General features: G+C 44.8%; 4 protein-coding genes. All 4 read right to left on the bottom strand.

Going from position 1 to position 12,996, the window contains the following annotated elements; genetic code table 11:
- Positions 1–119: 119 nt before the first annotated feature.
- On the bottom strand, positions 120–3,989 hold the full coding sequence (locus tag MLE17_RS08555; protein ID WP_243348363.1) for a hybrid sensor histidine kinase/response regulator transcription factor: 3,870 nt from the start codon (positions 3,987–3,989) through the stop codon (positions 120–122).
- A 753-nt stretch (positions 3,990–4,742) separates the two neighbouring features.
- Positions 4,743–6,542, bottom strand: coding sequence for a DUF6055 domain-containing protein (locus tag MLE17_RS08550; protein WP_243348362.1), 1,800 nt, complete (start codon positions 6,540–6,542; stop codon positions 4,743–4,745).
- Positions 6,539–8,785, bottom strand: coding sequence for a LamG-like jellyroll fold domain-containing protein (locus tag MLE17_RS08545; protein ID WP_243348361.1), 2,247 nt, complete (start codon positions 8,783–8,785; stop codon positions 6,539–6,541). Before MLE17_RS08545 ends, MLE17_RS08550 begins: the two co-directional genes overlap by 4 nt.
- A 390-nt stretch (positions 8,786–9,175) precedes the next feature.
- Positions 9,176–12,676 carry a beta-L-arabinofuranosidase domain-containing protein gene (locus tag MLE17_RS08540; RefSeq protein ID WP_243348360.1) on the bottom strand — a complete coding sequence of 1,167 codons (3,501 nt, stop codon included), beginning with the start codon at positions 12,674–12,676 and terminating at the stop codon, positions 9,176–9,178.
- Between the last annotated feature and the right edge of the window lie 320 nt (positions 12,677–12,996).

Here is a 12,996-nt window from a genome sequence, read left to right as displayed (position 1 = left end):
AGTTTTCAATTTTAAACATATCGGCTAAAATGCAAAATCTATATACAAAAAATGAGAGCCAATTACGAAAATCGGCTCTCATTTGTATTTGAATGACACTATTGATCTGAAATATAAAATTAGATCTCTGTCGGAGATTTCCCAAAATGCTTTTTAAACACGGTGCTGAAATATCCGATGGAAGAAAACCCACAGAGTTCACTGACTTCTGTAACACTGTATTTTCTGCTCTGTAGCAATTCCTGCGCATAATCCAACCGTACTACTTTTATGAAATCAGTAGGAGACTGGTCGGTAAGCGCCTTTACCTTTTTATAAAGTAATGACGAACTTACATTCATAGCCGCAGCAAAATCATCTTTCCCAAACTCTGAATTTGAAATATTTGCCCGTACCACTTCCGACATTTTCTTGAGAAACTTATCGTTTAGCTCATTTGTCAGAATCTGGTCATTATTGCTAGTCGGGACTTTAATCAGTTTTAGCGCCTTTTCTTTTACTGCAGCCCGGTTACGAATAATCGTTTTTATCCGCTGAACCAGCAAAGTCATATCAAAAGGCTTAGTCAGATAGTCATCTGCTCCAAGACCCAATCCATGCAACTGCTCAGCTTTTCCGGAAAGTGCGGTAAGCATAATAAGGGGAATATGTGATGTTTCGTAAGTCGATTTCATTAACCGGCAAAGCTCAAATCCATCCATATTGGGCATCATCACATCCGAAACAACCAGATCAGGCATCTCTTTTTGAATCATCTCCCAGGCCTCTACGCCATCTTCGGCCAACAAGACCTCAAATTCGGTCTGAAGCGGATATCTCATAAAGTTACGTAGATCATCGTTGTCCTCAACAATTAAAATACGCATTTCCCGTTTAGGCAACTCTTCCTGTTGCATTTGGATCTGAGATCCCTTTTCCGGTATTACATAAGGTAGTGATTTGGATATTATTCCTTTGGCAGAAGTCTCATCCTCAACCATCTCTTTAAATGGTATTACAAGCCTAAAGGTGGAACCCTCATTTTCCTGACTTTCGCAACTGATATCACCGCCATGCAGTGCTACATAATTTTTCACCAATAAAAGCCCGATACCCGAACCGACAATCTTCGAATTTATAGCATTCTCTCCACGGTAAAACTCCCTGAATAGCTGGCGTTGGGCCTTTTTGCTGATTCCTATCCCATGATCCTGCACTTCCAGAGTCCAGATATCGGGGTTACATCTCAAACTGATCTGAACCCGGCTATCCGGATGTGAATATTTAATCGCATTGGAAATCAGGTTGTCAATTATCTTTTCCATCATGGACTCGTCGATAGCTGATTGATAACATTCCTGGTCTGAGTCAAATTGCAGATCAATGTTTTTACTTTTAGCACAAGACTCAAACATCATACTTCGATGCTCAACCAATTTTACAACATCAACCATTCTTAGAGAGAGTTGTTCTTTACCGATATCCACTTTCTGAAAATCCATCAATTGAGTCACCACTGTCGAAAGACGTCTGGCTTGTTCAGTTGCCAGTGAAAGATAGTGTCGTCCTACATCCGACAGGTTTAGCTCTTTCGTCAGTTCTTCAATCGGAGCCTTGATTAATGTCAGTGACGTTCTGATATCGTGTGCTGTATTGGTAAAGAAACGGACTTTTTCTTCTGTATGTTGTTGCTTGAGCCGTTCGATATAATAATTCAGGATAAAATAAATAATACCGACAGTCAGTAAAAACAAAAACAGTCTGAACCACCAGGTTTTCCAAAAAGGAGGGACAATAGTCAGATTCAATGTTCGCTCCGCGATTACCTTAGAGAGCGAACTATCATAAAGTTTTATCTTCAACTGGTAATCTCCGCTTGGTATATTTGAATAGTTTATAAAATGGTTTCCCGACGGCTGACTCCACTCATTATCAAGACCTTCCAACTTCCAGGAATACTTTGCTCCGAAAATATTCCCAATAGACAATAATTCCAGATTTAGTGTATTTTGATTATAGTTCAATGATAGCTCCTGTAGACTATCTAAAGGAGTGCTGAGGCTTCCGCGAATGGATCGACCAGCCAGACTAAGATCCTGGAAAAATATGGCTCCTTGAGATTTTATACCGGTCAAAGCCTCAGGTGAAAAGCGAACAGCGCCCATACTGGTTCCCCAGACCAGTTGACCATCTCTGAGCCTGCAATGAGAGTTTCGGTTATAAGATACGCGGGAGAGGGAAAAAACAGAGTTATATGTGAGCACTCCCATATTATTGGGATTTAAGCGGCACAATCCACGTTCTGTTCCTAACCATAAATATCCGTCTGCACTCATTATACTATTCACATAATTCGAAGGCAATCCCAGTGTGGTTGTTATCTTTTGCGTTTTGTGCGTTTTCAGATTAAATCGAACCAGCCCGTCACCCGAAGTACAAATCCAGACATCGTTATTTAAAGTCATCAAATCCTGTACCATATATCCATCCAGTAATGTTTTTATCTCTCCGGATTTTTTATCTAAAAGACATAAGCCATATGAACAGGCTAAAAGCATTTGGTTTGATGACAATTCAGCAAAAGCATTGATAGGTTGTTGAGTGAATGTCCTGAATTTGTTTTCCTTTGAAAGGTAACAAATTATCTTTCCTCGTATTCCGCCAATCCAGAGGTCCCCCTGGCTATCTTTGAATATATCCAGTACAAAATTGCTCTCCAATGTTGATCCGGGCGTATCTTCGGAATAATGAGCAACTTCACGTCCGGTCTGTTCGTCCAGAACATAAATACCGGAGGAATAAGTCCCGGCCCAGATCCGACCTTTGTCATCTTCACACAGAGACAGAAAAGCCCGCGCCTGCTCTTGCTTATTTTGATAAAACGTCTGCCACCGTCCTGTCCCGGCTTCCCGACGACTTATACCATTATCCGTAGCCATCCAGATATTCCCTCTTTTATCCTGAATGATCTTATTTACATTATTATTCCCCAAAGAGTTGGGATTATTGATTCTATGTGTTAGTTGTTCAACGAGAGGTGAAGTCTGATCAAAAAAAGAAACGCCACCACTATAAGTACAAATCCAGACACGTTTGTTTTGATCACTGAAAATATCATATACTCCGTTACCACGAAGTGATGAGGGATCATCCACATCCTCTTTATATATATTCAGCACCTTGGTTCCTGCTCGGTTCAACTCCCAAATACCCTGACCATCAATTCCTACAAGAATTGTAGAATCGGAATTTGCCTCAATGGCTAAAATCGGTTGTTTGGGAAAACTTGTTATCTGCACCTTCAATAAAGTATGTTTACCCAAATCATAGAAAAACAAACCTTTAGAATATGTTCCAATCCAAAGTCTTTTCGCTTTTTTATCATAGAAAAACTTAGATACATGAAGTCCGGATTGCGCATTATTACGAAAAAGCCATTTCCGCTTCATCGAATGTATATTCAATAATCCAATTCCTGTAGATTTGGCAACAAATAGCTGATTTGCATCATACTTCGTTGTAAAGTAAGTCTCATCCGTATTTTTAATGAGAGTTAAATGCCCTTTCCGATACCGGTAAAGACCAAATGTAGTTGCCATCCAATAACTTCCGTCATCATCAATTTCGACACTATTAACACCCAAGAACCGATTGTTCAAAACCTTCGGCATACTCACCATCAGGTTAAAACGATCTTCGATTGCATTGTATCGAAATAACTGTCCGTTATTGGTATAAGCCAGCAATCCCAACTTTGAATACACCAGTCTTACTGATACAATATCTGCATTCTCATAGGGAAGCTGATAAATTCTATAGTCGTCACCAGCAAGCCTTAGCACCCCGGTTTTTGATGAAGCCCAGATAAATCCGTTTTTATCTTTACATACGGAAGCAACCTCCCGCATGGATATTCCATAAAGAGAGTTTATACTGTAAAACTTTGCGTTTGAGGAGTAAGTCGAAAATGATAGTAGAAAAAGAAATAACGCAAGTAAAGTATTTTTCATGTATTACTGGTTTTATCGTTTTAGCTACGCTCAATACGTTTTTCTATCGGTTGAAGCGTTCAAGGTTAAATTGTATCCGAAGATGTCTGAGTATATATCCGGAATAAAGTTACTGCAAATATAGGCATCATTCATTCAAATTCAAATACAAAAACCGAATCAAAACTTAGCTACAACCACAGATTAACTTTACTTGCTTAAGCAGACATGACAGAAATAATAAAACCTATAAAAATCAACCCTACTCTTATTTGTGTTTTCAGATAATATATATAAATCCAGATACAATCCAATCCTAGTCCTCCCTACCGGCTATTCTTCAAAGAATTAAAGCTCTCTTCGGTCACCTTTCCACTCAGTCAAACCTATACCCAAGATTACTATATCCCAGGTACAGGTTGACTCTATGTTGACATAAGCATAACATAGGGTATAATAACCGAATGCGCGACATGGCGCTTACCCTAGGTTATCGCCCATGCTGGGCGAACTAAAAAAAGCCGCAGCGATTTCACAATCACCACGGCTTTCATAACCACACATTCAAGTTATCGGACAAATGTCCGTAACTTCTTCCATCCGGCTGGTAACATCATTAATGCCGATGGAAGTCTTCTCAAAAACTTATATTTTCTGACATAAAACTGAATTAATGTCGTATTAATATGGCATTTTTCCACTCCTATATCCCCATAAGAGGGATTGGGGGTAAATATAACAATAATTCAGGCACATCACATACAATCGGTGTGTTTAATAACTTGTATTCTCGAATTTTACCTGGTAAGGCCACTGTTCATCGTTTGCAGCATTATCATCCCAGGAGTGAACCTTATAGGTGGATGGTGCGCTGGTTACCACCAACCAGAGCCTGGAGGTGGTAGCCGGAATATCCAGTGTAGCCGTTCCGCCGTTGGCATCGCTGCCGGTCTGGCCATACAGACGGGTACCGTCGCTCAGTAGGGCTACGAAACCGTAACGCCATCCGGCTCTCGATACATTGTCCACATTTCTATATCCGCTCGCACCCGCAAGCCCCTGGAAGGTTACTTTTACAGTAGCTGGTTTTGTTGAAATCTTCAGCGGGATAATATTGATACCGTGGTCCTGAAGACACTGAGCACTGTCCACCTTCCAGAATCCGGCATCCGTTGAAGCCTTCATCGTAGTGGAAATTGCCCCGATGTAGTTTGCCCCCATCGTTCTTAAAGCGGGGATATCCCAGGTAGCCCAACGTGCGCCCATATCCCAGTTCTCGTCGTTGAACTGTTGCAGGGTAAGACCGTTCAGGCGCATATAGGTTTGAGCAGGGTCTTCCGGTTTGATCGATTCACGCCAGATGCGTCCGACCATGTCGCCGTTACCGTGTTTGTAGTTCCAGTAGAAGTTGATGAAATAGTTGTTGTAGCGGGTATCCTCATGAAAAGGCGATTTGAATGTATTCTTAGTAAATCCGCCAAAGAAATCACCGGAAAAGGTCTCGGTGGGCGCTACCAGATATCCCTGCCAGTTGGCACACATTTCCCAGTAAACATTTCCGGTACCGCTACCCAAAACATACATAAATCCGCGATTATTGTCACCGATATCACAATGCACCTGATACTGGAAACAGTGGCCGATTTCATGACAAATCGTCTGTCCGGTGCGCGAGGGAGCTGCCCACGGGCTGATATTCAGGGCGCCAATCGTATTGTCATATCCGCTGCCACTCGCCACCCAGTCTGTGGTGTATTTCAGTAGGATAATCATTTTATAGTTATTCATCCTGGTGCTGTTCTTGTCCACAAACTTCAGCGAGTCGGTGTACATTTTATAACAGGCTTCTGCCCGTTGCAGCACAAGATTTACATCAGTCTTATATCCCGTCGCGGCTGTGGATGGATCATTGCCAAAACCAGGTTCCCAGAATAAGATAAAATGGTCAGATTCAATGCTACGTCCCATAAAGTAGGTTCCGGTCTTATCGAGCACACCGCTACCGGTATAGGCCGTGGAGACATACACATAGTTTGGCATATACACAACTGTTTTTTCTTCTCCGTAAGTTGTACCCAGGCAATTGGTGGCATAAGGACGGACATAATAGGTAATGCCGGTAATTAACCCTGTCATGATACCATAATATTGTCCGGCCCCCGTACCGCTGGCGGTTTTAGCGTTCAGAACGGTAGGGTTGTGTTTCGTGGACCAGCAAATGCCCCTGTCCATGATATTACTGCTGCCATCGTTGGAAATATTTGCAATGCAGACCGCCTTTCCCAGAAAGTAATCATAAGCGATAGAAAGAGACTGGACAGTAGGCAGCAGGTATTCGCCCGAAGTGTAGTTCATGCTATCGATCTCGGTCATACTGACGGTACTCTTGGTTCCGTCCTTTTTATGAATCAATATCTGGTTGGTGCTATTGTTCGTTTTTACACTATCAATGGTGGACAGGGCAAAACGCAGTACCTGTCGGTTGGTTTTGAAAAAGTTCAACGTTTTGTCGGTCGCAAACAGCGAGGTCAGGACCAGCAATGCAATTATGGTGAATATTACTCCTTTCTTCATTTTTTCGAGAATTTAGCTACGTGAATTCCTGATTTTACAATATAAACTCCCTGCGGAAGAGTGCTGACATCGATGGACACATCCTGTGCGCCGGCCTCCAGGGTCAGCACTTGTTGTCCGGCAATGGAATAGATACTGATTGTCCCCTGCCCTGCTTCCGGGCGGTGAAGGACTATGTAACTGGTAGCAGGATTAGGATAAAGTGACAGCTCTGCTTTGGCAAGCACGGTAGGAATAGAGGCCGTGCCGTCACTCAATACCATTTTGCGGATGTCGTCCGTTGCGAAGTTTAATGCTCCGGAGGTCAGTACGATGCTGGTCTGTGCATCCGTAGCGGTCATTTTGCTGAAACTGGTCAACGGAACTTTTTGGGTAGAGTTGTCGTTTTGTAAAATCTCCAGATAAGTGGGAACAGCATGAATGACAGGGTCTGAAATAGCGGTTTCAGCAGTTTTGGCCGTTCCGGCAAAGGCTTTATAGGCAGCCTCCAGATTGGCAATATTGGCCGGGACATTCAATTCCGTTTGCTGGATTTCCAGCGCAGTCAATGCCTTTTTATACAACCTGAAATCATAGACCAATGCATTTGACAGATAAGAATCCGAGGCGTAACATGAACGACCAATCCAGTTATAAAGGGTCCCCGAAGAGCTCTCTCTGACCAATGTAGAAACGGGTAGATTAGTGATTTGGTCAGTTCCCATAGAGATGCCGTCAATGTAAATGGTGCCGAGGGTTCCTTTCTGCGTATAGGCGATGTGGTGCCAGTTGCCCTTCAGCGCTTGTCTCCGGAATGATAAGGACTGATTGCCCGTACCTACATTGTAGGTCGGAGTAACATTAAGACTTTGGTCGTACAGACTAGCCGCCAGATAGCCGTTTTGTAAAGATGATGCATTGGCACTGTTTGTAAAACACCAAATCATGTTTCCCGCGTTAGCCAGACTGGTATTCGCCGCATCAATGCGATAGTAGGCGCTTACGGTATAGTCGTTGAGGAGGCTAAACATCTTACCCACTTCATAACCCATATCGAAGTAGGCGGATGTAGCACCCAGTTTCAGCACATTATAGATACCGGTTTCCGCCGTACCCATCGTTACAACGGTCGCATTATTCCTCAAAGCTCCGGAGAATTGTTTCTCAGCGACATCTTTGACAGTCACACCGCTCAGGTTGGAGAAGTCGTAACGCACCAGCAGGTCTTTGGTGAAGCCCGTTCCGTCAGCAGCTAGAATCTTAGGCGTGAAGGTTTTCGTCATCGTGGTAATGCCATTGGAAAGGGTGGCCGTGAGGGTAGCCGTATAATCGAAATAGTTAGGACGGGTGACAACGCCCATCGTATCAATGATTTTATTGCAGGATGATTTCCAGTAAACCCTGACACCCTTATCTCCGAGTGTTTTGGGCAAAGTCAGGTTAGCGGTCACGGCGGAAATATCACCGAGACTAAGCTGGTTGTATTGAGTAGTCAGTTCCTCCAGTCCGGTCAACGCCGAAACATCAGAGGCTGTTAACGCGCGGTTATAAATGCGGATATCGTCGAAGATCCCGTTGAATCCGTTGGTATCGGTTGACCAACGGGAATATCCGAAGTAGTTATTGGCGGTACTCCCCAGGAATGTCGAAGGATTGAAAGTGATACCGGAAGCTGTGCCGACGGCTTTTCCATTCAGGTAAATGGTACCGGTTCCCGATGAGCCGTTCCAGCTATAGGTGACGGCAATGTGCGCCCACGCACCAACGGGACATTTTTCTGTCGAAGCGATATTGACAGCTGTACCGGATGCCGGACGGAACCGCAATGCCATATACTGGTCATCGCCATTATAACTGGGGATAAATGCCAGGAAATTATTGGTACCGTCTGCACCTGTCCCCCAATCGAAAAAGCGGGTAGCATTCTTCAAAGCGGTCATCTTTACCCAGGTCGAAAAAGTAAAAGAAGAGAGACCGGAATTGATGTTTGCCGGAGCTGTGATGTAGTCGGCTTTGGCGGTACAGACAATGCCTTTCCCCGTATATCCGGTGGTTACGGCAGCAGCGCCCTGAAGCGTACCGGTCTTGCCATTGCCGGAATCATCGGTGACCGTTGTCCCGGTGACATTGTCAAACGAATACTTCAGGATAAGACCGGTAGTGGTATCCTGCGCATCCAGTGAAAAGTGCGTCAACAGACCGGTGCCCAACAAGGCTGCCAGTATGACCCGCTTTTGAAAAAAGGAGTAAATGGATTTCTTCATATCGTATCAGACTAAGTAAATACAGTGTTTCAACGCATTAAGGCTAAAAACAAACAAAAGTACTGTTACTCAATCTGAACAAGGATTTAATAAGAATCAAAAAGGGTGAAGATTCAGTCAATAAGGGATTATGCCTCTATTCTATTGAGTTTTTGTTTATCTGACAGGAGATGCAGTTTCTTAACCGGGAGATGCGGTTTCTCAGTCAGGAGATTCAATTTCTCAATCGGGAGATGCGGTTTCCTGACCCGGAGATGCAGTTTCTCAGTCGGGAGATACACTTATTCGGCAAGGAGAGCCAATATATGTAGTGCCGGAAGTAAAAAAGAAAGCGGCTCCAACCTTATGCCGGAACCGCCTTCATTCACCTTTATCAGGTGATTATTATTTCTACTTCACAACTACTTTTTCCGTTCCGGACTTACCACCTGATGTCACGCGGATTAGTTTCAATCCTTTATGTACACAGGGAATAGCCAGCGTCGTCAGGTTCGTTGTAGCCTGGGTTAACAGGTGACCACAATAGTCATACACAGATATGGTCGATGATTCAGGCAGCCCGGTAACCACAATCTGACCATTCAGAGCATAAGCCGCCCAGCCATTCTTTGAGGCTTTGGGGGTAATCACTTCACTGGTCCCGGCCGGTTGCAATAACCTGACATAGAACAGACCTCCGGCAATGTTACTGGTATTGATGGCCTGGAATTTTACGATAATGGTATCCTTTCCGGTAGTCATGGAATTTGGAATCGGGTATTCCACATTGACAAACTGGTTCAGGTTCCATTTGCCCACGATATTCTCGGTCGTAAGTTTAACCCCATCTATCAGGATATCGAACGAGCGGCTTCCAGTTTCATTCCCCCAATAGCGTACCATCAGAGACAAATCCGATTTCTTTTGGGTCAGCATGCTGTAGCTGATGTATCCACCGCTACGGGCATCCCGCCAAAACTCATTCTGGTAGCTGCCTGTGTAAGAGTTGGTACATTGCAGCTTGTGGTCCACTTCCGGTTGTTGTTCTCCCGGAGCCACTTTATCCACGGTACGGGCTTCCAGTTGAAGCGCTGCCGCCTGAGCTGCCGCCACACTATCCAGTACAGCCTGGTATTGGGCTTTAGTCAATGCCATCCAGTACATCATGTAACGGGAATCGTGGATTTTGTAAAATGGCTCAAGTACCAATGCCGAATCCGCTTTGGTCACAAACAATGCTTTTGCGGTAAAATTCAACGGTTTTCCGGCAACCGGAACAAGCTTCGTCGGAATGGAAGTCCGGTCGCTAACAATAACCGGAGCCTTATCCAATGGTAAAAGCGTTCCATTGGCAATGTGTCCCCAGCGGCTGTCATCAGCTACCAGACCGGTCAGGTCTTCAGTGCCGGTTTTGGCGCCCAATAATACCGGGCCGTGCATGATAGCCACATACGATGAAACATTCGGCATCTGCTCGATGGTATTCTGCACCGGCAACAGGATGCGGACAGAATCCCCGTTACTCCAGGTACGGTTAATTCCGATATAGCTTTGCGGAACTGAGATTATAGACAACGTATCGATATTGACTACAATCTTCAGTGCTCCGGCTTTCACCCATTTCGGAGAACGAACCATCAGGGTAAATGCTTTCGGGGCATCCGCGGTAATCACCAGTTTGGTCTTTTCTTCTTCGGGAAAAGAGGTGGTCTGGCGAACTTTCACACCTTTATCTTTCCAGTTGAGTTCCGATGCAACGAAGAGGTTCAGATACAACGAATCCTGGCTGTGCGTATAAATAAACTCTCCGTATTTCCCGTGATTTTCCATTCCGGTTCCCACACAACACCACATGGCCTGGTTAGGTGCCGAATAAACCCGGTAATGACGGGGACGGGCCGGTGTAAAATAGACAAAACCGCCATGATCCGGATGCTGGGTCGAAAGAATATGATTGTACAGGGCACGCTCGTAGAAGTCGGTATATTTTGCCTGCGGACTGATGCGAAAAAGGTCTTCGGTCAGTTTGAGCATGTTATTGGTGTTACATGACTCCGGACCTTCCGGCACATTGACATAATCGCTGCAGGCTGAGGCTGCCGGGAAATATTCTTTTCGGCTGTTACCACCTGATGCCAGAGAACGGTTGGAGGTTACCGTTTGCCAGAAATACTGGGCCGCTGTGGTATAAGTGGCATCTTTCGACACTTCGGCAATGCGCTGAAATCCGACAGCTTTCGGTACTTGTGTATTTGCATGTTTATCATCGAGATTGTCTGTTTTGGCCGCCATACTGTTCAATATCACTTTGTGTGAAAAACGTTTCGCAGCAGTGAGGTATTTGGCATTGCCGGTCATCTGGTAAGCATCGGCAAAAATCTCATTCATACCGCCGTGTTCTATATTCAGCATGGTCTCCATTTGAGTATCGGTAAGGGCAGATGTGATATTGATGGCCCAGTCACAGAATGCTAAGAATACGGTTTTTGCAGTAGTATTGCTGCCATACAGCCAGGCATCACGCAGGCCGGCGTATGTTTTATGCAAATTATACCAGGGCACCCAGGCTGCATTGAAGCTGGTAAAATCACCTGTCTTAAATGTTGACCATACGGATGCGCTGGAAGGAACACCACCTGCGTAACCGACACCCCATGAGGCATTATTTACGCCATTGGCATCCTGACAGGTTTTCAACTCGGACACCACATAATCCATCAATCGCTTGCAGGCTGTATCTCCCTTTGCGGCATAGTTGATAGCTAATGCAGTCAGATAGTGCCCTCCGATGTGTCCATCCAGACCAATCCAGTTGGCGTAGCTGGTTCCTTTTGCTGTCAGGCCGGCCTCTTTACGGTAAGGGGCCAGTAAGCGGTTTACATCGTATTTCAGAATAGTCTGGATATTGAGATCACGGGCATGCTTAAAGGGACCATCCAGCAAGGTAACATCGCTCAACGGAAACTCGTTGGTATAAAGCTTAGCTTGCTGTGCGCTCGGGTCGGTGACCTCTTTCTTGTAGTTGATGGTATAGGTCTTCTGAGTTGTTCCATCCAGTGCCGTAACGGTAATGGTCGAGCCGCCGCTACCGGAAGAAACATCCACGGCTCCTGTTCCTGTGACAGTCACACCTTCAACGGTCGGAATTACCGAAGGTGTAATTGAAGTAACACCATCGGGAAAAGTTGCGGTATAGGTCAACGTACCCGGATTAAATGTCACATCCAGGAAACCACTGTTCAATGAGATATAATCCAGAGTTGCCACGTTTGAAACTTCAGTCAGCGTAAAATTGTCGAACTTAAAGAATCCGGCATCCCCTTTGGTTGTATAGGAGAAATCATACCCTTTGGTGGTTGACTTGCCACTAACGCGGATACCGAGAGTCAGGGAACCATCTGTAACCTGTTTGACCACCGATAGTTTATAGAATGGTCCGTTTTCAGCCGAAGACTCCGAATAGCCACCGAAGGAATAGGTTTCCGTTGCACCCAGTTTTGTCAGATTGGCCGCTGAATAGGCAGTATGGGTTGACGGACCGTAAAGCATTGATTTTGTAGTTCCTCCCGAAGTAACGAACAGTCGCTGATTGGTCAGGCGGTTGGTGCTGACGGTGACCAGTGCGGTCACTTTGTAATAACCTGCCGGAAGTCCGGTAATGGTTTGAGCACATTCGGCATCACCGATACTGCTGTTCCAGAGGCCGTTGATGTATGAGCCGTCTTTGGTTGCATCACCGTCCGTGTTGGGACCTATCCAGGCATAACCGGTTGTTCCGGACCATGTCCATCCGGTTCCGCTTCCCGTTTCAAAACTGGGGTTGGTAATCTTACTGGTGTAGCTGGTCTGGGCATGTACTCCGGAGAGGAGACCGAGCAGACAGCTCAGCACGAAAAGATTCGTTTTTTTCATGTAGGTATGATAGATTGGTTAATAAGCTCTTATTGACAAATATAGAGGATATTCCTGATTATTACGAGGCTATTTCTTTCAATAAAGGTGGACAATATTGTCATTCCCCGGTTTTGAACATCTAAAACAGCCTTCACTACCCGATAAAAGCGACAAATTGTAAGAACAAATTATCATAGCGATCCTTAATGGGTATCGATAAATCGGTGAAGTCAAACTGGGGCAGTCGAAACGGTACAACTATAAATTTGTAAGTACAGTGGTGTCTGAATCGTTTTTCAGAGGCTCTCCCGGATTGTGCTTTGACCAATTTATGACGG

It is taken from the genome of Parabacteroides sp. FAFU027 (assembly GCF_022808675.1).
Classification (GTDB): domain Bacteria; phylum Bacteroidota; class Bacteroidia; order Bacteroidales; family UBA7332; genus CAXXIC01.
The sequence above is the reverse complement of the archived record's forward strand: the minus strand, read 5'-3'. Positions and strand labels throughout refer to the sequence as shown.

Coding starts and splice junctions, on each gene's coding strand:
- MLE17_RS08555 (WP_243348363.1), bottom strand. CDS start 3,989: ATGAAAAATACTTTACTTGCGTTATTTCTTTTTCTACTATCATTTTCG.
- MLE17_RS08550 (WP_243348362.1), bottom strand. CDS start 6,542: ATGAAGAAAGGAGTAATATTCACCATAATTGCATTGCTGGTCCTGACC.
- MLE17_RS08545 (WP_243348361.1), bottom strand. CDS start 8,785: ATGAAGAAATCCATTTACTCCTTTTTTCAAAAGCGGGTCATACTGGCA.
- MLE17_RS08540 (WP_243348360.1), bottom strand. CDS start 12,676: ATGAAAAAAACGAATCTTTTCGTGCTGAGCTGTCTGCTCGGTCTCCTC.